Here is a 24,248-nt window from a genome sequence, read left to right on the forward strand (position 1 = left end):
CCAACAACTAATCGTTGGACTGCACTTTGTTTAGCCCGACCTACCTTACTATCTTTAAAAGCAAGCAAAATTTCATTAAAATTTTTTTTGTTTTTTTAAGGCAGCATCTACCTGCTTTATCTAACTTAAGTCCGAAATACCGTGGCTTGACCACGGTATCCACCCGTCAGTGCCACTTCACTGGATACCGCAGACACGTCGCAGTAATTCGATTGTGATTTATTTCATACTAAATAAACGTAGCTTGGGTGCAGGCCCACAGGGCCGTAACCCGGGTTGCACTTCGTTCACCCAGGCTACATCGCTAATTTTAACAAAATGGCTTGAATTTCAAAGATGCGTTCTTCGGTGCTTGTTTTATCTAAGGTGAAGCGTAGTTTAGTTGGGCCCTCTAATTGATAACGCTTGGCATGCACTTGAATTAAATTAATCAAAACACTCGTATTGATACGAGGATTCTCACCAAATTCAATTTTGCCTTGCTGCTCAGCTGCTGTAATTTTAATAATACCTAATTGCGCGGCTAATAATTTAAGCTCTGTAAGCAGGATTAAATTTTTAGCAGCTTGAGGTAATAATCCGAAGCGGTCAATCATTTCTATTTGCAAATCGCGCAATTGTTCTTTATCAGTGGCGTTAGCAATACGTTTATACATAATTAAACGGGTATGTATATCATAAATATAGTTTTCAGGAAGAATAGCGCTAATGCGTAAATCTATCTCAGGGCCTTGATGAATAGGCGTGGTTAATTCAGGCGTTTTACCTTTCTTTAAATCATCGACCGCTTTATCCAGCATATCCATGAATAAATTAAAGCCAATGGCATGCATGTTGCCGCTTTGTTCTTCACCGAGTAATTCACCTGCACCCCGAATTTCCATATCATGGGTTGCCAGAGTAAAGCCTGCTCCTAAATCTTCTAAAGAGACAATGGCTTCTAAACGCTTTACCGCATCAGAGGTTAAGAGTTTTTGATTAGGTGTTAATAAATAAGCATAAGCTTGATGGTGTGAGCGCCCGACGCGACCACGCAGTTGATGCAATTGTGCTAGGCCAAATTTATCAGCTCTATCAATGATAATCGTATTTGCTGTAGGGATATCAATCCCTGTTTCAATAATAGTGGTACAGACTAAGACATTAAAACGGTGATGATAAAAATCAGACATGATTTTTTCAAGCTCACGCTCTTTCATTTGCCCATGAGCACTACGAACCTTGGCTTCAGGAACTAATTGCTGCAATTCTTGGCCAATTCGCTCAATTGTCTCAATATTATTGTGCACAAAAAAAACTTGCCCGCCGCGTAAGATTTCTCGTAAGAGGGCTTCTCTAATGATTGTGTCATTTTTTTCTTGCCAAAAGGTTTTAATAGTAAGGCGCTTTGCAGGTGGCGTTGCAATTAGAGAGATATCCCGAATACCAGCCATAGCCATATTTAGTGTGCGTGGAATAGGGGTTGCTGTCATCGATAAGATATCAACATTTAAACGCATAGCCTTTATATGCTCTTTTTGTTTTACGCCAAAACGATGTTCTTCATCAATAATTAATAGACCTAAGTTCTTAAACTCAGTCTTTTTAGCAAAAAGCTTATGTGTGCCAATGATAATATCAATACGTCCATCTTTAAGTCCTGCCAGAATTTTTTCTGATTCTTTGGCGCTGCGAAAACGGGATAATAATTCAATATTGACTGGAAAATCAGCGAAGCGATCGCGAAAATTCTCATAATGTTGGGTAGCAAGTAAGGTTGTTGGTACCAATACGCAGACCTGTTTGCTATTTTGCACAGCTAAAAAGGCGGCGCGCATCGCCACTTCCGTTTTACCAAAACCGACATCGCCACAAATTAACCTATCCATAGGCCGAGGTGATTGCATATCTTGAATAATTTGCTCCACTGCGTGAGCTTGATCGGGCGTTTCTACAAAAGGAAAGCCACTGGCAAACCGTTGGTATTCTTGTTTATCAAACTGATAAATAAAACCAGGTTTTGTCTCACGCTTGGCGTATATTTCTAATAATTCAATGGCAACATCATGAATTTTTTCTGCTGCTTTTCTTTTTTCTTTCTGCCATTGATCGCTGCCCAGCCGATGTAGCGGGGCATGTTCACTATCTATGCCAGTATAGCGGCTAATTAAGTGTAGCGAGGTCACGGGCACATAAATTTTATCATCGCCGGCATAAGATAAGATAAGAAATTCATTGGCTGCGCCATCATTGGCAATTGTTTTTAAACCCTGATAGCGACCAACGCCAAATTGTAAATGGACAACCGGTGCATGTAACTGTAATTCAGCTAAATCACGAATAATTAAATCAGGATCAACTGATTTTGTAGTACTACGACGTTGGGGGGTGCTGTAATCTCCATATAATTGCGCTTCGGTAATAAGTGCTAAGCGTTCATTAATTAATTCAGCGCCATCCGTTAAAGGGCCAATAATAATACCTAGTCTTTCATTGGCAGCTAAAAATTCTTGCCAAGTTAGATAAGTCGTGGCAGGTAAGTTATTTTGCTTCATTAAATCAAGTAAAACCTCACGTCGGCCCGCACTTTCAGCGACGATAAGGTAACGGTAAGGTTGCCCCCCTAGGTAATCAGTTAATTTTTTTAAAGGATTAGGGGCTTTGCGATCAATAAAAAGGGTAGGGCCAGGCTGAATAGGAAAGTTAAAGGCATTTTTTTTATCTGATTCATCCGCGAAGCAATGAATTTGTTGATAGAGATTTGCCTTAGTAAGTAGCTCATTTGGTGTTAAAAAACATTGCTCTGGTTCTAATAAAGGCCTAGAAACATCATAGCGGCGTTGTTCGTAACGCGTGGTTACTTCATGCCAAAATGTTTCTGCTTGAGCAGGAATATCAGCAATTGTAAAAATTGCAGCATCCTTAGGTAAGTAGTCAAAAAAAGTCACTGTGTCTGAAAAAAACAGCCGCAGATAGTATTCAATGCCCGCAGGAAATTGGGCATTGCTCACTGCTTCATAAATTGGACTATGGCTAGGATTGCCAGGAAATTTTTCTCTAAAAGAACGACGAAATAGGGTGATGCTTGCATCATTTAAAGGAAATTCCCGCGCAGGCAATAAGTTAATTTCCGAAATTTTAGCAATGGTTCGCTGTGTTTCGGTGTCAAATTGCCGTAAGCTATCAATCGAGTCATCAAACAGTTCAATACGGAAAGGATGCGTACTACCCATAGGGAAAACATCAATAATGGAACCACGTACCGCGAATTCACCATGTTCCAGTACTTTATTAACAGCATAGTAACCTGATTCTTGTAAGCGGTATTGAAATTGGGGTAAGTCTAGTTTCTGCTCTTCTTTTAGAACAAATGCATATTGATTAAGAAACGATGGTGGTGCTAGGCGATGCATTAAGGTAGCAGCAGAGCTTATAATAATTGCGTTAGAGGTTTGTTGTAAGCGGCTTAAGGTCGACAAACGCTCAGAGATAATATCTTGGTGCGGTGAGAATTGATCATAGGGAAGCGTTTCCCAATCGGGAAAAAAAAGTATTTCTTGTTCATCAGAAGGGTTTAAGAAAAACTCTAACTCAGCAAGCAGTTGGCCAGCAGTTAGGTTATCCGGCGTAATTATTAATTTAATTCCTGCTTGATTTTGGCAATATTGTGATAAGACTAAGGGTAGGCTGGCGCCATATAATCGCCCCCAAGTTTGTTTTTTGCTAGGTTTTGGGATAGATGTCAGCATACAACTACAATATAAATCAAAAAATAATCACACAGTATACTATAATTATCGCTATTTTTTTAAAAAAATAGCGATAATTATACTTTTAAGGCATCTTTATAGAAAATATTAAGCGATTAGTAATATTACATAACCCATTAAAAAATATAATAAATAATTAATAAGTTGTACCTATAAAAAACAAATAGTAAAATTATTGACAACTAGCTTTAAACATGTTATTTTAGAATTGAGACAAGAAAACTGATGTATTCAAGGTATGGCAGGACTTCATGCCAGTGATTTCAATATTTATTGAGATCCAATCCATTAGTGGTATCGGGAGCTGTAATAAAAGTAGCGAATTTGTTGATAATTTGTATCCTTCGGCAACGGTTACTGTTTTAAGGTAAATCATTATAGGTTACCTAGCTAAGACACAAGACAACATATTGGTGGTCAATGGAAGGTTATTGCGCTTCCGAAAATAAATCCAACTTATGTTTGTGTTGAGGTCCATATGCCAAGTATTAAATTATCTAATGGGATGCCTATATCAAGTATAAAAGAACCTGGATCTTATTATTCTTCTGCTATTTCATTAAGTGAAAAAGCCCGAAAAAACGCTGTTCACGTAGCTGTAGGTGAATTTGAACTGCTAAGGGTAGATAAGCAGGGATGTATTTGGACAGATTCTTTACAGTCTTGCTTTCCAGCTGTATTTAAATTTAAAAATGGTGACATAGGCATGTTGCATGCAAACTCTGCAACAATACGGAAAATTTTGCCCCTACTAGATCGGTCAGATCTTGAAGAAATCCAAGTATTTGAAAAAGGACAGGAGTTTAATTCTCAGAAAGTAGGAGGATTTATAGAAAACGTTATAAATCACTACCAACAGAACAAACAACTTACTAAGCCACGTATAACTATTCAGATTCAAGAACATATTGCACCTTATGGAGTAGCGGTCTGTTATAAATCTCCTGACAACCAGCCTATTATAATCGTTGGTGAGAGTAATACAGATGGTAGTAATAGCTTAGCGCTCACCTTAAATGAGTGCACTAACTCAGAAGATTTCATTCGGCAATATGAATTCGAAGATGCAGCAGAGAGGTTTGGTATCGTTTTAAATACGGTTAACATTCCTGCGCCCACACCATCTGCAGAAAATAGTCATCGATTTCTTGGTGGGAAAAAGAAAAACAAATGGAATGATGAAGTGGAAATAGAAAGTGCTAAGAAAATTAAAAAATGTACTATTTTATAAAATAGGCTAATTAGGCCTGTAAAATTAGAGCTCAAAAATTCTTTAACATATTACCGCGGTTTAGCCCTCTCAGGGCTTGACCGCGGCTATCGCTTTTATTCAGGTAAGCAAGAAGGATTACAATTATTAGGATTAATACTGTTTGCATCGCAGGTATTTTTAGCCATAGAAAATGCTTGATCTTGATTAGGAGCGAAGAATGACCAATGCTCGCCTTTAAGATTGCTTACCACACAATGCCAGCGTCCCCCAGGCACACCATTATCCATGCATGTTGGATTGCAATTATTAGGGTTTACGCTATTCGCATCGCAAGCATTTTTAGCCATCGCTTGTGCACTTGTTTGTGTTGGCGCGGTAAATGTCCAATGTTGGCCTTTTAAGTTAGCCACATTACATATCCAATTTGCATGCGCCGTAAATGTCACAATTGATAAAGCGGCAAGACTAGTCATTAACTTGATTCTCATCATTTTTTCCTTAAATTGATGGTATTAAATATAATTTAACTGATTTATTTTAGAAATCAAACTAACCCATTACTATATAGCTTAAAAATACGGATTGTTTACGACTTTATTTGGGCTGATTTAACTTTAAAATGCGATGCTTAGCATCTCCTACTTTTAGGTTGACTATGTATAACTTTTTTTTTAACAGAAAATTATTTTTAAAACAAAAAGTTACTTTAATTTAGTTGCAATTTATTTTTAATGTATTTATTATGGTTAAATTGTTTTAATTTTTATTAATATTATTGGCTATAGGAATTGAGTTATGTATTGTCATAGTAAGCTGCACAAAGCCAATGCCTTTTTAAATTTACTACCGTGGATTATTCTCCTCCGCTGCGGCGGATAGATATTGAGCATTCTTAAAAGTTAAGTGTCGGATTTTTAAATAAGAAATCCTTAAGTCAGCCCTAGTCACGGAGAATAATTCATGCGCAGCCGTTCAATAGCTTGGATTGTTTGGTTCACAGCATCCATATTTTATGCTTATCAATATATTTTAAGAGTGATGCCAAGTGTCATGCTTGACAACATTACTCAGCACTTTCACATTGATCCCGCACTTTATGGGCAATATTCAGGTATTTATTATATTGGTTATTCCTTAATGCATTTACCAATTGGGATTATGTTAGATCGTTTTGGCCCAAAGCGAGTCATGTCAGGATGTATTTTACTTAGTGTGATTGGCTTGTTGCCTTTAATTTATGCCGATAACTGGATTTATCCGGTAATAGGGCGCGCCCTTATTGGTATGGGTTCGTCTGCGGCAATATTAGGAATTTTTAAAATAATTCGCATGACATTTAGTGAGCAACGTTTCACGCGCATGCTAAGTCTTTCGGTTACCATTGGTTTAATCGGTGCTATTTATGGTGGCGGCCCGCTACGTTCTTTATATGAGTTAGTTGGGTATCAAAAAGTAGTCGAAATTTTTGCGGTATTTGGCGCATTATTAGCGTTATTTACGTATTTTATTGTGCCAAATTTAAAAGAAACGCAACAAACTACCATTTTAGATGATATTAAGGTTGTTATTACTAATAAAAGAGTCATTTTCTTATGTCTTTGTGCAGGCTTTATGGTGGGTCCCTTAGAAGGATTTGCTGATGTGTGGGGGCCTGTGTTTTTAAGGCAAGTTTATGGTTTAGATGGTAGCCTTGCTAGTTATTTGCCTTCTTTAATTTTTGCAGGCATGTGTTTTGGCGCACCCGCTTTGAGTTTTTTTGCTGAGAAGATAGGTAATTATCTATTAGTCATTACCATTGCTGGCTTAGTTATGCTATTAAATTTTGTAGCCTTAATATCTGGCTTATTTAATACTGAGTTGATGATGGTTGCCTTTACGATAATAGGTGTCTGTTGCGCTTATCAAATTCTGGCTATTTATAAAGCATCTACTTATGTGCCTGAGCATGTAGCTGGTTTAACTACGGCTATTGCAAATATGATCATCATGAGCTTTGGCTATGGTATACATACCACGATTGGTATAGTCGTCAATGCCTTTAAGGAAACGAATGCTCTGCACTCCTTTACTTATGGTATCAGTGTTATACCGTGTACTTTAGGCATTGGTGTCTTAGGCTTTTTAGTGCTGCTGTTATTGGAGCAAAAAAAACTCAGCCGTATAAGTACTCATACTCAGTACAAGTTTGATACCTCAAGAGAAGCCACCTAATCATAAGCTAAATAAATACCGTGGCTTAACACGGTATTTATTACCAAACTAGCCTTTACCAGAAATTATAACACTCAGCTTTAAGATAAAATTAATAATATGGGGCAGAAAATAGCCTGTAGCAAAGCCTGCTATAAGTCCAAATAGATGCCCCTCCCAGGAAACGCCTTTTTTGCTAGGAAAAATACCGTAAAAAATACCGGCAAAATAATACAGAGAAATAATTCCTAAAATAATAGCAGTGACGCTGCCTTGGGAATAAATATTGCTGACCAAAAGTGCCCAATATCCGGTAATTAAAGCGCTTGCACCAATATGAATGCCAGGCTTAGCAAACAGCCAAATTAATAAACCACTGCCTAAGGTGATAACAATTGTTACTATGAGATAGTAAATAAACCCATCTATTAAGATAAAATTACTAAGTACCAGTAGGGGAATTGAGTTAAAAAATAAGTGATTAAAATTTGCATGCAGTAAAGGGGCAAGTAAAATACCTGGTATACCCCTTAAGTGACGCGGAATAATGCCTAAATAAAGAAGCCGCTGCTTAAAAATAAGTAAATTTACAAGATATACCGCCCAAGGTATAGCAATAATTTTTATTAAAATAGGCAAATGAATTTTAGTATTATTGATAATTGTGCTTAGGCTATCATTTAATTCATTAAGCATGCTTATAACTCTTCTTTTTTAGAAACTGTACAAGAAAGTCGTCCTTGGGCTAATTGTAAGTTAATTAAGTCGCCTACGTGGATGTGCTCAGTATTAAATAAGATTTTATCGTTATAAGTTGCAATAGCATAGCCTCTATCTAGAGTAGCTAGAGGGCTAACCGCATGTAGGGTTGCTAAGTGATGAATTAAATGCTGTTTTAATTGCTCTATTCTTTGCATCATTAGATTGTCTAGGGTTTGTTTTAGCTGCTGTATTTTTAACTTTAAGTGCTGTAACTCAGAGATTGGGTTTTTAGCCATTAAGGTCGCTAAATGAAGATTAATTTGATGGCGATGGCGGTGTAACATGCTCGTTATCTGTTGATTTAATTGTTTTTCTAGGTAATCTACCGTTTGCCAGTGCTGAATAATGAGTTGTTCTGGCGAAGACAGGCTGGCTATTTTATGAGTTAAAATAAGTTGATGCTGTTGAATAAAGCGATGTATCGCTGTAGCCATTCTTTTTTCAAGTGTGCTTAATAAATTAATGAGCTCAAGCTTGTCCGGCGTGGCAGCTTCTGCTGCAGCAGTAGGCGTAGCAGCGCGTAGGTCAGCCACAAAATCACAAATCGTAAAGTCCGTTTCATGACCCACGCCAGAGATGATAGGAATAGTGCTTTGATTAATTGCTATTGCTAATTGCTCGTCATTAAATGGCCATAAATCTTCAATACTGCCACCACCACGAGCGATTAAGATGACTTCCGCTCTGTTATCGGTATTTGCTTGCATGATAGCACTAATTAATTGCTGTGCCGCTCTTTTTCCCTGCACTTCGCAGGGATAAATTAAAACCTCTGCTAAAGGAAAGCGTCTGGCTAGCGTGCATAATATATCGCGTATAGCAGCACCAGTTTGTGAGGTAATAACTCCTATGGTTTTAGGAAAGCGTATTAGGGGTTTTTTTAAATGGGCAGCAAATAAACCTTGTTGTTCTAATTTCTTTTTTAATTTCTCAAATTGCTGATATAATTCGCCAATACCAGCTTCGGTCAAACTTTGGACAATAAGTTGATAATCACCTCGAGCTTCATATAAACTTAACTTACCCTGTACGATAACTTGTTGACCATCTTTAAAGAGTTTACTGCTAAGCGTTTGGTGGCTGCGGAAAAAAACGCAACGAATTTGAGCGCCTTGATCTTTAAGTGTGAAATAAAGATGGCCCGATGCGGGCCTGGTGACATTAGAAAGCTCACCTAGTACCGCAATATTAGCAAGCTCATGTTCTAACCACGTGCGAACTTGTTGATTAAGCTGGGTTACCGTTATAGGTGTTAGTTCTTGTTTAAAAATCGACAATTTCTTTCCATTAAAGCTGTAAAGAGTAAGTTAGTATTAATTTATACGCAATGCATTGAGATTTAAATCTTTTAAATAATTTAATTATGGATAGGTGATAAACATGAAGTTACTAGTATCAGTTTTTTTAGCCTTACCTTTTTTGTATACAACAGCCCTTAGTGCAGCTTCTCAAGTGTCATATACACGAGAGTATAATATGCTATTTGGTGTTTCTGGCGACTTGACCTCCTTGGATAGTTTATCTTTAAGCATTACGCCATATAAAGGCACAAAGAGAGTTAGCAGTATTAATCATCAATCCTTTACTAAAGGGCCAGCTGCTTATCTTATAGATATTGGAGAAAGTCCCAGATTAAGTAAATGGCAAGAAAAAATAAACGCCTTTTTAAATACAGACACTAACGCGTTACGCTTGCGTCCATCAGCCCATCCATTGCTAGTGCAAGAAAAATTAACAGCGTCTAATACAACTGCTAAAAAGGCAACGAATAGCAGGTGGTTTATTAAAACAGGACATTTCAAAACAAAAGCTAACGCTATTGCACTGGCTAATCGTTTAAAAAGGCTAGGCTTTAAGGTATTTGCCCAGCCCCTTAAAAAAGGCGCTTCTATATTAATAGGCCCTTACGAATATCGTTTCCATGCCACTAGTAGCATGGAAGCGCTAAAAGAAATTGCTCATGTTCAAGGTGCTTTAGTTAATTTTACACCTGAGCGCTGGTACGGTTAATTAGATTTAGTTTAAATAATGCCAGCATCCTCAAGTGACTCTTAAGGGAGCGCAAAGTGCCACTCCATTTCTTCGGATAACTTTTGCAGCATGATTTCACCTCGAATGCTATTGCCTTTAGAATTGACAAGAGGACTTAAGACAGCTATGCCAGCTTTGCCTGGAACAACGGCAATCGTATAGCCTGATACACCACTCTTAGCTGGCATGCCTGTTCTTACCATGTGAGTTCCGGTTTCATCATACAGGCCACAAGTCGCCATAACGGCAAGCGTAATCTTACAGGTTGTCGTTGAAATAACTTGCTCTTGCGTGATAGGGTCTCGGCCGCCATTAGCAAGTAGTGTAGGTAAGTAGAGCATTTGCTCTAGGAGAGCCTCATAGGAGCAAAGTGTAAAATATAAGTCTAGCGTTTCATAGACATCTGTTTGCAAACTATTGCGGCTTTTAAGTAAATAAGCTAAAGAACGATTGCGATTTCCCGTTCTTTTTTCTGACGCAAAGACTAAGGGGTTAATACTTAGCCGTTGGTTAAAGAGTTTTTGCACCCACTGCTCAAGCCAGGCAAATTGTTGCTCGCCTACGCCAGGAATATGAGAACAAAGTGTGATAGCACCTGCATTTAGCATAGGATTTGAGGGCTTAGGGCCAAACTGTTCAAGTCTTGTGATGGAAGCAAAGTCATCGCCAGAAGGCTCTACTTTGACCCACTCAAACACTTGCTCTGGCCCCATTTCTTCTAACAATCCAATGAGCGGAATTAATTTGCTTGTGCTTTGTAAAGTAACAGGAGAAAGTGGTTGATTACTATAGGAAAGGCTCTCACCGCCTAACCTCGCTACAGCTATTCCGGTAAGGTCTTTGTTAACATTGGCTAATTCAGGAATGTAATCTGCTGTATGGCCTTCTTGATTAGTTTGTGCGTAGTCAACAATATTTTTTAGAAAATCTAATGAAATGTCTTTTGTCATGGATACTACATAAAAGAAAAAAAAGTCATTATGCTAAATTTAGCACACTAAGACAAATAATTATCAGATAGAATTAATTCTTACAGCGCAATGGGTTAAATTATTTGGCTTGGATGAGCTCTTGTAATTTACGGCCAATATTTGTTGCCCGCATTAAACTTTCACCAATTAAAAAAGAATGGATGTTATTTCTTAACATAAGGGCAATGTCACCTGGGGTATTGATGCCACTTTCAGTGATAATAATTTTATCGTTTGGTATATCAGGCGCTAATGTAAGGGTTACATTTAAATCGGTTATAAATGTATGTAAGCTACGATTATTAATCCCTATAAGCGGTGTAGGCAATTTAATCGCTCGATGCAGCTCCTCTTTATTATGGCTTTCTACTAAAACAGCCATATTTAGCGCTTGGGCTTCTTGGCAATAATCAAGCAATTGATTATCACTTAAAAGATCAACAATAAGCAAAATACAATCGGCACCTAGTGCACGGCTTTCAGTAATTTGATAGCTGTCAATAATAAAATCTTTTCTTAAAATAGGCAGGCTTGAATTTTTTTTAGCCAACTCTATGTAGCTAAGCTCGCCTTGAAAAAATTGGCTATCGGTTAATACAGATAAACAGGCTGCACCATTGTCTTCATAGATTTTAGCAATTTTAGCAACATCAAAGTCTTGGCGAATAATTCCTTTACTTGGGGAAGCTTTTTTTATTTCAGCAATAATGGCTGGACAAGACTGTTTCATAGCGGCTATAAAATCGCGAGTAGGCTCAATTAATAAGTCTGCAAAACTTGCTAAAGGTCTTTTCTTCTTTGCAGCTTGTACTTCTAATAACTTTTGCTGGGCTATTTTTTGTAAAATACTAGTTGTCATAATGCTTGCAGTTGCGAGTAAAGTCTCGAAATTGTAAAAATTGTTGTTTAGCAGCGCCACTGTCAATGGCTGCAGCTGCCATTTCAATGCCTGATTTAAAATCACCGGCTAAGTCTGCACAATAAAGTGCAATAGCCGTATTTAATAAGATACTATCACGTGGCGCACCTAAAGCGCCAGCAAACACGGCCTCAATTAATTGAAGGCTTTGGCTCGCTGTATGAACAATGAGGTTATCTAGGTTAGGGTGATAACAATTAAAATCTTTAGGATTAATAGCCCAAGTAAACTGTCGTCCTTGATGATATTCAAGAATTGTGGTGGGTGCTGAGATACTAATTTCATCTAGCCCGTCTTCGGAATGCAGAATAATAACTCGCTCACTGCCTAAATTAACGAGTACTTGTAATAAACTCTCTTGCCAATCTTTGGCAAAAACGCCAATGACTTGTTTTTTAACATGGGCTGGATTTAATAAAGGGCCTAATAAATTAAACAAGGTTTTTATGCCTAGTTGCCTACGTACTTCTTTGACCCGCTGGGTAGCTTGGTTAAAATGAGGTGCAAATAGAAAGCAAATATTATTCTGGTTTAAGCAAGATTTTAATTGTTCATCAGAAAGCTCGATATTAAACCCTGCTTCTATTAGTAAGTCAGCACTACCACTTGAGCTTGAAACCGAACGATTACCATGTTTAGCAACTTTAGCGCCAGCTGCTGCAGCAACAATGCTACTTGCTGTAGAGATATTAAAGGTATGTTTACCATCGCCACCGGTTCCTGCCATATCGATTAAATCAGGCCCAAGATCGATACTATGTATTCTTTCTTGCATCGTTTTGGCAGCGGCTGTTAGTTCATCGATGGATTCACCTTTGGCGCGCATTAATGTAAGAAAGGCACCAATCTCGGCATCAGATAACTTGTCATCAATACAAGCTCGCATAACCTGCTGCATGTCAGCAAAGCTTAAGTTCTCCTGATTAATTAAGCGCTCAAAAATCTCTGATAGTTTCATAATTTAAAAAATTTGTTAATAATTGCAAGCCATGCTCACTTAAGATGGATTCGGGGTGAAATTGTAAACCAAACAGCGGATGTTGACGATGAGAAATTGCCATAATTGTATCCTCTGCCCACGCGTCAATTGAGAAAACAGGGGGCAGGGTCGCAACATCAACGGCTAACGAGTGGTAACGCATTGCTTGGAAAGGATTTGGTAAATCGTGGAATAATTTTCGTTTATGATGCATGATGGTTGATGTTTTACCATGTACCGTTTGTGGTGCCTGAATAATAGTTGCGCCAAAGGCTTGGGCTAGGCATTGATGGCCAAGGCAAATACCTAAAATAGGAATAGTTTGATAAAAGTGTGCAATAACCGCTAGTGAAATACCCGCATCCATTGGCCCTTTAGGGCCGGGTGAAATAACAAGATAAGAGGGCGATAATTGTTCAATATCGGTGATCGTTAAATCATTATTTTTAAATACTCTGACTTCTTGATTTAATACTTGAAAATAGTGCACTAAGTTATAGGTAAATGAATCATAATTATCAATAAGTAATAGCATAATAAGTTATAATGAAAATTCTTCACCAAGATAGACAGTACGTACTTGCTGATTAGCTAAAATATCAACAGGCGCCCCTTCACATAAAATTTTCCCCTGATTGACTATATAAGCTCGTTCACAAATGTCTAATGTTTCTCTAACATTATGATCGGTAATTAAAACGCCAATATTTTTTTCACATAAATGGGAAATAATACGTTTAATATCAATAACTGAAATAGGGTCAACTCCGGCGAAAGGCTCATCTAACAAAATAAAAGCCGGTTCAATTGCAAGTGCGCGCGCTATTTCAACACGACGGCGCTCTCCACCAGAGAGGCTCATGCCTAAGTTATTTTCTAGATGAGAAATATTAAATTCCTCTAATAATTGTTTTAATTTGTTTTGCCTGCCTTCATTATCAAGGTCTTTGCGTAATTGCAAAATGGAATAAATATTATCAGCAACACTCATTTTACGAAATACTGAGGCTTCTTGCGGTAAGTAGCCTATACCTAAGCGAGCACGCTGATGCATTGGTGCTAGCGTAATATTTTGCTCATCAAGAAAAATATTGCCTTCATCACAACTTTGTAAACCAACAATCATGTAAAAGCAGGTGGTTTTACCTGCACCATTTGGACCTAATAAGCCGACACATTCTCCTCGCTTTATATTGATACTAACATCACTGACGACCGTCCTTCCTTTAAAAGATTTTTTTAAGTGCAGTGCTGATAGTTTATTCATGCGCTTGACCCTGACCTTGATGAAAAATAATAGTGGTGCGCATTTTATTGTCACCTTGAGAGATGACATGTTTTTTTTCAGTATTGTAAGTGATTTTAGGCGCCGATAAAGAATCTTCACCTTGTTCAATACGGGCATTACCAATTAAAACAATTAAATGACGTTCAGGATAATAGTTTATTTTCAATGCATAAGCATGAAGGGGTGGTTTATTTGCATCAGTCTGCGTCCAAAAATGTGCAGGCTCTTTATCGGTACCAAGGGCTTGAGCAAAAGTAAGCTTATTATGCTGATTAACTTTGGTAATCGCTTTTGTTGCCCGTAAATGAGTTGTCCCTTGATCAAATTGCACATTACCAATATAGGTACCTTGATGTGCTTGTTGGTTTAAATCTGCTGTATCGGCAGCTAATTGAGCCGTGACATTTTTATCTGTGTCTAATGCGAATACTTTAAAACTAGCTAATGCTAGTAAACTTATCCGTATAAATTTTAAACTAGCCATGGTTTGGTTCATAGATTGCCTGCGCTTTATTTAATAATTCAACACGTTTTTGATCAAGATAAGCTTTCATTCCTTGTGAATGGATGACGCTACCGGGTTGTTCAAAAATAACAGCAAGCGTTGTTGTAGCAAATTTTTGTTCAGGGAAATAAACAAGCTCTTCTGTTTTCAAAGTACTTTCCGGCGATTTAATTCCCTTATCTTGATGTACAATAACGTGGCCAATAAACGTAATTTGCTTTCCTTTATCAAGTGCTAATGCTTTTTCTGATTGAATATCCCATTTAGGTTCATTATTGTTTTGGGTAAGAATAATGTGAGGAGAGTCAAAAAAATAAGTGTTTTTTTCCGGAACGTGCTTAGCTTGTGGGCTTTCTAGAAAATGAGCTAAGGTGCCTTTTGCATCAAATTGGCGAACCTTAATTCCTGTAGCCACGGAATCAGGCATTTTTGCTAAAGCATTATCATCAAGCTTTATGACCGAAGATGAGCTGGCAAAATACCAGCCAAAACAAGATAGAGCAATTAATAAGAAAAAACCCCAGACAGATTGCTTAGCGGCATTCATGATAAAAGATACCGAGCTAATGCATCTTCTTGTTTTTGTTGGGCATTTAAAATGAGATCACAAACTTCGCGAACCGCTCCACGTCCTCCTGTTTGTTCCGTTTGCCAGACAGCAAATTCTTTTACCTGTGGTACTGCGTTAGCAACAGCGATGCCTAAACCCACTTGTTGTATGATAGCTAAATCAGGTAAGTCATCGCCAATATAGGCTAAATGCTCATTGGCAAAGCCAAGCTGTTCTTTAAGCTTGATAAACGCATTGCGCTTATCAACTTGCCCCTTAAAATAATATTTAATACCAAGCTGCTCCATACGATAATCGATAACCGGGTTACGGGAAGTCGTAATCACACCGACTTCAATCCCAACTGCCATCAGTAATTTTAAACCCATGCCGTCTTGAACATGAAACGCTTTTAATTCATTACCGTAATTATCCAAATAGAGAAGGCCATCTGTTAAAACACCATCGACATCGCAGATTAGGCATTTTATTTTCTTAGCTCTTTCTATTAAGTTCGTTGTCATTATTACTCACTTGTTAATTGGTAAATCAGTAGCTGACCACTATAGTATAAAACTTAGGCAAAAAAGTCTAATAGACACCTGCTTTAAGTAAGTCATGCAAATGAAGCACGGCAAGAGGCCGTCTAACATCATCAATAACAACTAATGAGGTAATGGAAAACTTTTCCATAATAGCTAGTGCTTCAGCAGCTAGAATACCTTTAGAAATAGTTTTGCAATTTCTACTCATCACGTTGGTAATTGGCGTGGTATTAATATCAATCTGCTGATTTAAGGTTCGTCTAATATCGCCATCGGTGTAAACACCCACTAAATAGCCTTGTTTATCAATAATACAAGTCATACCTAATTTCTTAGCGGTAACTTCAATAAGTGCCTCGCTAATAGTGGCTGTTTCTGGTACTAAGGGTAGTGAGTCCCCTTGATGATAAAGATCGTCTATGCGCAGCAAGAGTCGACGTCCTAGTGCACCACCAGGATGTGATAAAGCAAAATCTATCTCACTAAATCCCTTGGCTTCTAATAAGGCAATAGCTAGGGCATCGCCCATAACGAGCGACACGGTTGTACTTGTAGTTGGCGCAAGACCAAGCGGGCATGCTTCTTGTTTAACACTGATATCTAGAGAAACAGTGGCAGCTTTAGCTAGTGTCGAATCTTGATTACCTGTTAAGGCGATAAGGGGTATTTGTAAACGCTTAAGTAGCGGCAAAAGAGTAATAATTTCATTGGTATGTCCTGAATTAGAGATAGCAATGACGGTATCTTGATTAGTTATCATACCCAAATCCCCATGACTCGCCTCACCTGGGTGTAAGAAAAAGGAGGGAGTTCCGGTGCTAGATAGGGTAGAAGCAATTTTATTAGCAATATGCCCTGACTTTCCCATGCCAGTGACTACAACGCGGCCTTGGCAATTTAAAAGGAGTTCGCAAGCTTGCTCAAAGCGATGATCAATACGTTGAGTTAACTCCAGCACAGCTTGTGCTTCCGTTTCAATTACAGCTAATGCTAATTTGCTAAAATTCATCTTTATTATTCTAAAATAAGCAAATTGAGGAGCTTACCATACAAATAAAATTGAATAAAAATAAATTTTTAATAGGTAGCAATGCTGCTTATTAAAGCAGTTTGGATAGTCCCTTAAAGGGTTTACTAAAAAACTAAAAAATAAAACAATTGGATAAAGTATTTACAGCTAAAGGAAATTGGTTTTAATAATAATTAATTTCTAGAAAAAATAGTATTTTTTGCCTAGCACCTATATACTGATTTCTTAGTTTAACGTGAGTTTGACAGACAGGCTATGAAATGGCCTCAATGTCGTTAAACAAACGTTTTTTATAATCGAACTGACATTAAAATAAGCGAGTTTCTATTATGCAGAATAGTTTGGTGCAAATCACCAATCTAACATTTAGTCGCGGCAACCGAGTCATATTTAATAATATTAATATGTCAGTTGAGCGTGGCAAAATTACTGCTATTATGGGACCTAGTGGCAGTGGTAAAACAACCTTATTAAAATTAATTGGTGCCCAGCTGCAACCTGAGGCTGGAGAGATAGTCATTGATGGTTTAAATTTGCACCATTTACCTCGTAAAGAGCTTTATAATGCCAGACGGAAAATGGGGCTACTATTTCAATCGAGTGCGTTATTCACCCATATGTCTGTCTTTGACAACGTAGCGTTTCCTCTGCACGAACATACCAAACTCAATGATGCTATGGTTCGTGACATAGTCCTGATGAAATTAGAAGCAGTCGGATTAAGAGGTGCTGCTCATTTAATGCCAGCAGAGTTATCAGGAGGCATGGCCAGGCGTGTGGCTCTCGCACGAACCATCGCACTTGATCCTGAATTAATGATGTATGACGAACCTTTTACGGGGCAAGATCCCATTTCAATGGGTGTTTTAGTACGGTTAATTAAACGGCTAAATCAACTATTGCATACAACAACTATTATTGTTTCTCACGATGTGGAAGAAACATGTTCTATTGCTGATTACGTTTATTTAATAGCTGATGGGCATTTCATAGGTTATGGAACGCCGCAAGAATTAAAAAATTCAGAAAAACCACAGATTAGGCAGTTTATGCATGGCGAACCTGATGGCGTTGTGCCTTTTCATTATCCAGCAAGGCCCTATATTGAGGAGTTGTTAGATGCTTAATAAGCTAGCATACATAGGACAACGCAGCCTGCATACCTTACAATCTATCGGCCATACGGGCCGTTTTTTGTGTGGTGTCTTTGTTCGTAATCCAGATATTCGTCGTCTTTGGCCAGCGCTTGTTGGCCAGGTTCATTTTGTAGGCGTGTTGTCTTGTTTAATCATTATAGTTTCAGCTTTATTTATAGGCATGGTTGTTGGATTACAAGGCTATAACACCCTGCAAAAATTTGGTGCTGCTAGTCAATTAGGGCAGTTACTTGCATTAAGCGTGGTTCGTGAATTAGGTCCGGTGATTAGTGCATTACTTTTTGCAGGTCGTGCAGGTTCTGCGGTGACTGCTGAAATTGGACTTATGAAAGCGACTGAGCAGCTTGCTAGTATGGATATGATGGGCGTAGATCCTCTAGGTCGTGTTATTTATCCTCGTTTACTAGCTGGTTTAATTTCACTTCCTATCTTAACCTTAATTTTTTCTGCCGTGGCTGTATATGGCGGGTACTTTATTGGGGTTGATTGGTTAGGTGTTGATGCGGGCAGTTTTTGGTCAAATATGCAGTCAGCTGTAAGTTTTAGAGTAGATGTCTTAAGTGGAATGATTAAGAGTGTCGTTTTTGCCTTTGTCGTTTCCTGGATTGCGGTTTTTCAGGGTTTTAATTGTATTCCAACTGCAGGAGGAATTAGTCAAGCTACTACGCGAACTGTCGTTTATTCATCGTTAGCAGTGTTAGGGCTTGATTTTCTTTTGACAGCCATGATGATTGGAGGTTGGTAAATGAATAGTACACAACGTTATACTGATATAAGCGTTGGATTTTTTATGCTGCTTGGTTTACTGGCTTTACTGATTATGGTAATGAAAGTAAGTGGCATTTCTCATTTTACAGCAGTCAAAGGTTATCATGTCACTGCTGAGTTTTCGGATATTGGTGGTCTTAAAATAAGAGCACCTGTGACAATTGCAGGTGTTAAAGTAGGTGAAGTAACTAATATTGAATTACAGCCTAGTGAACTCAATGCTAAAGTGACTATGCTATTGCGATCTGATAAGCACATTCCGTTTGAAGATGCGACAGCGCGTATTTTAACGGAAGGCTTACTAGGTTCTAATTATATTAGTATTGTGCCTGGCTTTGAGGATAGTAATAATGATCATCCTTATTTAAGAGAGGGTGATCAAATTCCTAAAACGCAAGAAGCAATTATTCTTGAAAATTTAATAGGTCAACTTTTATTTAATATTAAAAAATAGGTGGAGCATGAAAATAATAAAGTTAATTGTTATTGGTCTTTCCTTGTGTTTTATGCAAAGTATATGGGCTCAGCCGTCTCCTATTCCTATGTTGCAAGATACGGCAGATCAAATTCTCTCAACACTTAAGCAAAATAAAGCAAGCTTAAAACAAGATCATTCTATTATTTATCAAGCGGTAGAGCGCCACTTATTGCCTAAAGTCGATGTCAATGGCATGGCACGTTCGGTTTTAGGTCGCCAAGCTTGGAATAAAGCAACACCGGCTGAGCGTAGCCAATTTGCCCAAGCATTTACTCAATTGGTAATTCGTACTTATTCTAATCCCTTAGCAGAATATACTAACGAAACCATTAAGTTTTTACCTGTTAAAGGTTCATTAGATAAACGTTTTGTTAGAGTAAGTAGTCTCATTATTCGTTCTAATGGTAAGAATATTCCCCTTAATTACAGTCTAGTTGCTAAAAATGGTGATTGGAAAATTTATGATTTAAGTGTTGAAGGAGTAAGCTTATTACAAAGTTTCCGTTCGCAGTTTGCCCAAGCTTTGCAATCGTCTAATATGCAAACTCTAATCAAAGAAATGCGTGAGCGTAGTAATAAAAAGGCTGCTTAAGCATGAATTCATCCTCTTTTATTCCTGCTGAACATTTACTATTTACAACTGTTGAAGCAGAGAGAAAGCGATTACTGGATTACTGTTGCTCAAGTACAGGAAAGTTATTGACTATCGATCTTAACAAGGTATCTCAATGTGATAGTGCAGGCCTTGCTTTTTTAATTGAATTTAAAAGGCTAGCGCGTATTTACAATAAGCAGGGCAAGATAAAAGGCATTACCAACGCTATTTTTGCCTTAGCAGAATTCTGCGGCGTTGATCAAATCTTAGTAGAAGAGCATCAGGAGTGATGACGCCTTAAGGTTTCAGACAATCTTAGGGAGTCTGGTTAATTTAAGTTTAAGGAAAAAATAATAATTATTTTTTCCTTAAACTCATCTCTTTTAATCAAACGTTCGTTTAGTAACCCAAACACTTACATGATATTTGGTGTTGCACTCACGCTATTTTCTAGCTTTCTAAGCTGCAAATTATGATCTGTAATTATTTTTTACATTTTTGTTTTAGAGAAACTGTACTTTATCAGGTTTACAACATAAACTTGCTAATTTTTTTATAAATTAACCTCAAGTCTTGCAAGTGAGTTGCCGATGTTTCTAAAAGGATTAGCTATAAAAGTTTCAACGTTTAGATAAGGCTTTACAGTAATTCATTTTGCTGTTAAACAAAGGGGCAGCTTCGGCTGGTAAGAGTACTGTTAAGTGAGATGTTATGTTAACTAACGATGCCTTAGAAAAACAATTACGCGATATAGAAGATGTTTATTATGCCAAAGTTGAAGGTGATGGCTATCATTACCAAATTACTATTGTATCAGAAGCTTTTAAAGACAAATCTCCTGTCATGCGGCAACAATGGGTTTACGGGAAGTTAAAAGATTATATTACTTCTGGAATGCTGCATGCCCTAAGTATGAAAACCTGGACAAAAGAAGAATGGGAGAATAAACGTGGATAAGTTGATCATTAATGGTAATAAACCTTTAAATGGAGAAGTATTTATTTCAGGCGCTAAAAATTCAGCACTACCCATTATGGCTGCCACGTTGCTTGCTACGGATAACATCACGATTCGTAATGTGCCACAATTGCAAGATGTTAATACCATGTTTGCTTTGCTTAGACAGCTAGGTGTGCAAATTAGTGTTGATGAAGGAAGAAATGTACAGGTTGATTCAAATAATGTCGAGAGATTTGTTGCTCCCTATGAATTAGTTAAAACAATGCGTGCTTCAATTTTAGTCCTAGGCCCGCTGTTAACACGTTTTGGTAAAGCAGATGTATCGTTACCTGGCGGTTGCGCTATTGGTACAAGACCTGTTGATTTACATTTAAAGGCGTTAAAATCCATGGGCGCTGATATTACGGTTAAGAATGGTTTTATTAAAGCCCGCTGCAAAAAAGGACGCTTGCAAGGTAGGCAGTTATTGTTCGATACAGTTACAGTAACAGGTACAGAAAATATTATGATGGCTGCTGTACTAGCTGAGGGAAAAACGACGATTAAAAACGCTGCACGTGAACCAGAAATTGTCGATTTAGCGAATTTTTTAAATCAAATTGGTGCTAAGATTTCAGGTGCAGGAAGTGCAACCATTGAAATTGAAGGTGTAGAAGCGTTGAGCGGGGGTGTCTATTCCGTAATGCCTGATCGCATTGAAGCAGGCACTTACTTAGCTGCTGGGGCAATTACTCGCGGTAAGGTAACGGTGCGCCACGTTAAACCGGAAAATCTCTTATCTTTGTTATGTAAATTTGAAGAAGCAGGAGCTGATTTAACCATTGGCGAGGATTGGATTTCATTAAATATGAATGGGAAACGTCCGCAATCGGTTAATATAATTACAGCCCCTTATCCTGCTTTTCCTACTGATATGCAAGCTCAATTTATGGCGTTGAATGCAGTGGCTGAGGGTGCTTCTTCGGTTACAGAAAATATTTTTGAAAATCGGTTTATGCATGTACAAGAATTGCAGCGTATGGGTGCTCAAATACAACTTAATGGTAATACGGCAATGATAAATGGTGTGGAGCATTTAACAGGTGCACCAGTTATGGCAACCGATTTGCGGGCTTCGGCAAGTTTAATTCTTGCAGCCTTAGTGGCAGAAGGTCAAACAAAAATTGAACGTGTTTATCATGTAGATAGAGGTTATGAGCGCATCGAAGCAAAATTGTCAATGTTAGGTGCAGAGATAGAGCGAGAGCGAGAGTCTATGAGATGATATTGCGTCAAGAGTTAGTAAGTTATATTGATAAGTTGTTGGCATGTTCAAACTTTAATGATTATGCACCTAATGGTTTACAGATAGAAGGTAAGGAAACAATCACAAGTATTGCAACAGCTGTAACAGCCTCAAAACGCGTGATTGAAGAGGCTAGTACTTTGCAAGTTGATGCCTTACTTGTGCATCATGGGTTTTTTTGGCGCGGTGAAAATCCTACTATTATAGGAATGAAGCGCGCCCGCATTGCTGATTTATTAGCAGCTAATATTAATTTGTTTGCTTATCACCTACCTCTAGATTGTCATATTGAGTTAGGCAATAATGCTTGTCTTGGTCAACTATTAGGTTTGCAGGAAATTAACCAACATTGCGTACAGAATACGGCTAATTTATTGTGGTCAGGTGCGTTTGCGTTAAATAAAACTCGTGAAGAAGTGTCAACCTTATTAACAGAGCAGTTAAGGCAAAAACCAATTCATGTTGCGGGCACGGATAAATCTATTAAAACAATCGCTTGGTGTAGTGGGGCTGCCCAAGATTTTATCGAACAGGCGCACGCCCTAGGCGTAGATGCTTATATAAGTGGTGAAATTTCTGAAAGAACGTTTTATCAAGCGCAGGAATTAGGTATTCATTATTTCGCCTGTGGTCATCATGCAACTGAACGTTATGGTATTCAAGCATTAGGAAACCATTTGGCTGCGCAATTTACCTTAACCCATCAATTTATTGATAGTGAGAATTTTGTTTAAGCCTGTTTTAATGAATAGTCCGTGCCAACAAAGGCTTAAATTGAGGTCTTTGATAAACACGCATGAAGCCATCCTGGCGCTCTCAAAGCACATCTTTGTGCTTTGAAGGTTTATCAAAGACCTCAAACTTAATCCTTTGCTATGCCCATCGCTAAAATTGCTAGCATTTTGTTAATTTAAATAAAACTAATGTAGGCCAAGCTTGCAACAATTGGCCTATAGTTTGAGTTCCTAATAATGGTGAGGCTAATGAGGCAATAACATCTGCTCTTGTTTTTCCTCTGGTAAGCTTTCAACGGTAGCAAACCCTTCACTTGCCTTCAATTTAGTCATTAGTTCTTGTAGATAAACAGGATCTTTTTCGGAAACCTGCCACTTTATTTTAGCTTCTTCATCACCAATTTTAATCAAAAATCCATCTTCCGCCATATTTAATGTAATTGGATGTGCTTCATAATTGTTACTTTTAATTTTTTCTATTTCTATTAAATCCATCACAGCTAATTCAATCCCATTGACTACCCGATGGCCATTAACTAAATTAAAGCCAGTAATAGGCGGCAGCTTAGCTTGACTAATCATGGCTTTAGTAAGTAATGAGCAGGCATTACAGAGTAATTTCCAGGTTAAATCTAGGGTCATGCCCACACCCCAGCCAACACCTGTGCCTAATAAACGCATCACGGAACCTAGAACGTATGCAAATGAAACACCAAAAAATGTATCAAACAACTTACCGGCATAGGTAGGTGCTAAGAGCATAATACCCATACTCGATGTTGAGCCCATAAGTAAAATTAAGCCACTGCCAAAAAGCGCGGTAACGGCATGACGAGCTGGTAATAAGGAATAGGATTTTGCTGTTAGATCGCCAACTAACCAACCTATAGAAGTTCCGGCTGCGGCCATGGGTAGGGCAAATAAAGGCATCATGATGGCGGTAATTGGGTAATCCTTGTGCCATTTTTTATCTAAATTATTACATTGCTGATTAATAAAAATAGTAAATTTGTTCCATTCAATTTCTGAAATATAAGCATTTTTAGCATTGTTATTTCTCTTAGATAATATACTATTTATAGTTTGTAACTGATTATCACGGAGATAGCGTTGAGTTGCTAGTAAGCAACACGCATAGGTCTCTTCATCAACTAGATTGCTAGAACACAATAATAAGGCTTCTTCTAATAAAAGACCTAGGGTGGCATTAATACCGCTACGGATAGTATAAGTATCATCGATTTGATTGCGAATGTAAAAAGCAGTAGCCACCAACATTCTTAGTCCCATTAGGTGCGCTTGTATTTCTTCTTCACACGTGAAGTCTAAGTTTGGTTTTAGCTGGCTACTGAGAATAATTAGCCAATTTTCAATAAAAGATATTTGTTTGAGACGGGTTTTAATATCTTTTTTGCCAAAAAATAATGATACAGTATAAGGCTCAGGTGACGTTTCTAAGTTTAGTTTGGTGCGACTTTCATAATCAGAACGAAGAGTTAGTAGCTTTTTCAAAAAGCTATCAGCAAGAATTAGATGCAT

Annotated in this window: 25 protein-coding genes; 11 read left to right on the top strand and 14 right to left on the bottom strand. The window is 37.9% G+C overall.

All coding sequences use genetic code 11. From position 1 onward, the window contains the following. Positions 1–296: 296 nt before the first annotated feature. Complete coding sequence (gene mfd / locus DYE47_RS05735; RefSeq protein WP_115302350.1) at positions 297–3,728, bottom strand: transcription-repair coupling factor; 3,432 nt, start codon at positions 3,726–3,728, stop codon at positions 297–299. A gap of 499 nt (positions 3,729–4,227) precedes the next feature. Between mfd and DYE47_RS05740 the strand changes: the two genes are divergently transcribed. Next, the gene (locus DYE47_RS05740) at positions 4,228–4,980 is read left to right on the top strand and encodes a hypothetical protein (RefSeq protein WP_115302351.1); all 753 of its coding nucleotides are present in this window, start codon (positions 4,228–4,230) and stop codon (positions 4,978–4,980) included. A 95-nt stretch (positions 4,981–5,075) separates the two neighbouring features. On the opposite strand, the gene DYE47_RS05745 is transcribed toward DYE47_RS05740, so the two are convergent. Then, positions 5,076–5,453 carry a hypothetical protein gene (locus DYE47_RS05745; protein ID WP_131750055.1) on the bottom strand — a complete coding sequence of 126 codons (378 nt, stop codon included), beginning with the start codon at positions 5,451–5,453 and terminating at the stop codon, positions 5,076–5,078. Positions 5,454–5,922: 469 nt separating this feature from the next. Here DYE47_RS05745 and DYE47_RS05750 point away from each other — a divergent pair, with 469 nt between their 5' ends. Then, positions 5,923–7,173 carry an MFS transporter gene (locus DYE47_RS05750; RefSeq protein WP_242604174.1) on the top strand — a complete coding sequence of 417 codons (1,251 nt, stop codon included), beginning with the start codon at positions 5,923–5,925 and terminating at the stop codon, positions 7,171–7,173. Positions 7,174–7,221: 48 nt separating this feature from the next. Here the strand turns inward: DYE47_RS05750 and DYE47_RS05755 are convergent, their stop codons facing one another. Both DYE47_RS05755 and xseA read right to left on the bottom strand, forming a co-directional pair. Continuing rightward, positions 7,222–7,848: a rhomboid family intramembrane serine protease gene (locus DYE47_RS05755; protein ID WP_115302353.1), complete on the bottom strand. Its 627-nt coding sequence runs from the start codon at positions 7,846–7,848 to the stop codon at positions 7,222–7,224. 2 nt (positions 7,849–7,850) lie between these two features. Beyond that, positions 7,851–9,191: an exodeoxyribonuclease VII large subunit gene (xseA, locus tag DYE47_RS05760; RefSeq protein ID WP_242604173.1), complete on the bottom strand. Its 1,341-nt coding sequence runs from the start codon at positions 9,189–9,191 to the stop codon at positions 7,851–7,853. A 103-nt stretch (positions 9,192–9,294) separates the two neighbouring features. Here xseA and DYE47_RS05765 point away from each other — a divergent pair, with 103 nt between their 5' ends. Beyond that, positions 9,295–9,924, top strand: coding sequence for an SPOR domain-containing protein (locus DYE47_RS05765; protein WP_115302354.1), 630 nt, complete (start codon positions 9,295–9,297; stop codon positions 9,922–9,924). Between the two features lie 41 nt (positions 9,925–9,965). Here the strand turns inward: DYE47_RS05765 and glsA are convergent, their stop codons facing one another. The 9 genes from glsA to DYE47_RS05810 form a co-directional block, all read right to left on the bottom strand. After that, on the bottom strand, positions 9,966–10,895 hold the full coding sequence (gene glsA, locus DYE47_RS05770; protein ID WP_115302355.1) for a glutaminase A: 930 nt from the start codon (positions 10,893–10,895) through the stop codon (positions 9,966–9,968). A 100-nt stretch (positions 10,896–10,995) separates the two neighbouring features. Further along, a complete protein-coding gene (gene trpC / locus DYE47_RS05775) occupies positions 10,996–11,775 on the bottom strand; it encodes an indole-3-glycerol phosphate synthase TrpC (RefSeq protein ID WP_115302356.1) in 780 nt (259 codons plus the stop codon). Then, positions 11,765–12,793: an anthranilate phosphoribosyltransferase gene (trpD, locus tag DYE47_RS05780; RefSeq protein ID WP_115302357.1), complete on the bottom strand. Its 1,029-nt coding sequence runs from the start codon at positions 12,791–12,793 to the stop codon at positions 11,765–11,767. The genes trpC and trpD overlap by 11 nt, the downstream gene beginning before the upstream one ends. Beyond that, entirely contained in the window at positions 12,771–13,349 is a 579-nt protein-coding gene (locus DYE47_RS05785; protein WP_115302358.1) for an anthranilate synthase component II, read from the bottom strand. Before DYE47_RS05785 ends, trpD begins: the two co-directional genes overlap by 23 nt. A 6-nt stretch (positions 13,350–13,355) precedes the next feature. Further along, positions 13,356–14,081: an LPS export ABC transporter ATP-binding protein gene (lptB, locus tag DYE47_RS05790; RefSeq protein ID WP_115302359.1), complete on the bottom strand. Its 726-nt coding sequence runs from the start codon at positions 14,079–14,081 to the stop codon at positions 13,356–13,358. Continuing rightward, positions 14,074–14,586 (bottom strand): lipopolysaccharide transport periplasmic protein LptA, encoded by a 513-nt coding sequence (gene lptA, locus DYE47_RS05795; protein WP_174224086.1) that lies wholly within the window; start codon positions 14,584–14,586, stop codon positions 14,074–14,076. Before lptA ends, lptB begins: the two co-directional genes overlap by 8 nt. Further along, positions 14,579–15,154 carry an LPS export ABC transporter periplasmic protein LptC gene (gene lptC, locus DYE47_RS05800; protein WP_115302361.1) on the bottom strand — a complete coding sequence of 192 codons (576 nt, stop codon included), beginning with the start codon at positions 15,152–15,154 and terminating at the stop codon, positions 14,579–14,581. Before lptC ends, lptA begins: the two co-directional genes overlap by 8 nt. After that, a complete protein-coding gene (locus tag DYE47_RS05805; RefSeq protein WP_115302362.1) occupies positions 15,151–15,681 on the bottom strand; it encodes a KdsC family phosphatase in 531 nt (176 codons plus the stop codon). The genes lptC and DYE47_RS05805 overlap by 4 nt, the downstream gene beginning before the upstream one ends. 67 nt (positions 15,682–15,748) lie before the next feature. Beyond that, positions 15,749–16,711, bottom strand: coding sequence for a KpsF/GutQ family sugar-phosphate isomerase (locus tag DYE47_RS05810; protein WP_115302363.1), 963 nt, complete (start codon positions 16,709–16,711; stop codon positions 15,749–15,751). A gap of 350 nt (positions 16,712–17,061) precedes the next feature. Between DYE47_RS05810 and DYE47_RS05815 the strand changes: the two genes are divergently transcribed. From DYE47_RS05815 to DYE47_RS05850, 8 genes are all read left to right on the top strand, one after another. Further along, positions 17,062–17,859, top strand: a complete 798-nt coding sequence (locus tag DYE47_RS05815) for an ABC transporter ATP-binding protein (protein ID WP_115302364.1) — start codon at positions 17,062–17,064, stop codon at positions 17,857–17,859. Beyond that, positions 17,852–18,634, top strand: a complete 783-nt coding sequence (mlaE, locus tag DYE47_RS05820; protein WP_115302365.1) for a lipid asymmetry maintenance ABC transporter permease subunit MlaE — start codon at positions 17,852–17,854, stop codon at positions 18,632–18,634. Before DYE47_RS05815 ends, mlaE begins: the two co-directional genes overlap by 8 nt. Further along, positions 18,635–19,111: an outer membrane lipid asymmetry maintenance protein MlaD gene (mlaD, locus tag DYE47_RS05825; protein WP_115302366.1), complete on the top strand. Its 477-nt coding sequence runs from the start codon at positions 18,635–18,637 to the stop codon at positions 19,109–19,111. It abuts the gene before it with no gap. A gap of 7 nt (positions 19,112–19,118) precedes the next feature. Beyond that, complete coding sequence (locus tag DYE47_RS05830) at positions 19,119–19,727, top strand: MlaC/ttg2D family ABC transporter substrate-binding protein (RefSeq protein ID WP_115302367.1); 609 nt, start codon at positions 19,119–19,121, stop codon at positions 19,725–19,727. A 2-nt stretch (positions 19,728–19,729) separates the two neighbouring features. Then, on the top strand, positions 19,730–20,020 hold the full coding sequence (locus DYE47_RS05835) for an STAS domain-containing protein (protein WP_115302368.1): 291 nt from the start codon (positions 19,730–19,732) through the stop codon (positions 20,018–20,020). A gap of 421 nt (positions 20,021–20,441) precedes the next feature. After that, positions 20,442–20,687 carry a BolA family protein gene (locus tag DYE47_RS05840; RefSeq protein WP_115302369.1) on the top strand — a complete coding sequence of 82 codons (246 nt, stop codon included), beginning with the start codon at positions 20,442–20,444 and terminating at the stop codon, positions 20,685–20,687. Then, on the top strand, positions 20,680–21,954 hold the full coding sequence (gene murA / locus DYE47_RS05845) for a UDP-N-acetylglucosamine 1-carboxyvinyltransferase (RefSeq protein ID WP_115302370.1): 1,275 nt from the start codon (positions 20,680–20,682) through the stop codon (positions 21,952–21,954). The genes DYE47_RS05840 and murA overlap by 8 nt, the downstream gene beginning before the upstream one ends. Next, on the top strand, positions 21,951–22,709 hold the full coding sequence (locus DYE47_RS05850; protein WP_115302371.1) for a Nif3-like dinuclear metal center hexameric protein: 759 nt from the start codon (positions 21,951–21,953) through the stop codon (positions 22,707–22,709). Before murA ends, DYE47_RS05850 begins: the two co-directional genes overlap by 4 nt. Before the next feature lie 246 nt (positions 22,710–22,955). Here DYE47_RS05850 and DYE47_RS05855 read toward each other — a convergent pair whose 3' ends face one another. Then, on the bottom strand, positions 22,956–24,248 hold the full coding sequence (locus DYE47_RS05855; protein WP_115302372.1) for a hypothetical protein: 1,293 nt from the start codon (positions 24,246–24,248) through the stop codon (positions 22,956–22,958).

Origin of the sequence: Legionella beliardensis (genome assembly GCF_900452395.1) — a bacterium.
GTDB classification, from domain to species: domain Bacteria; phylum Pseudomonadota; class Gammaproteobacteria; order Legionellales; family Legionellaceae; genus Legionella_C; species Legionella_C beliardensis.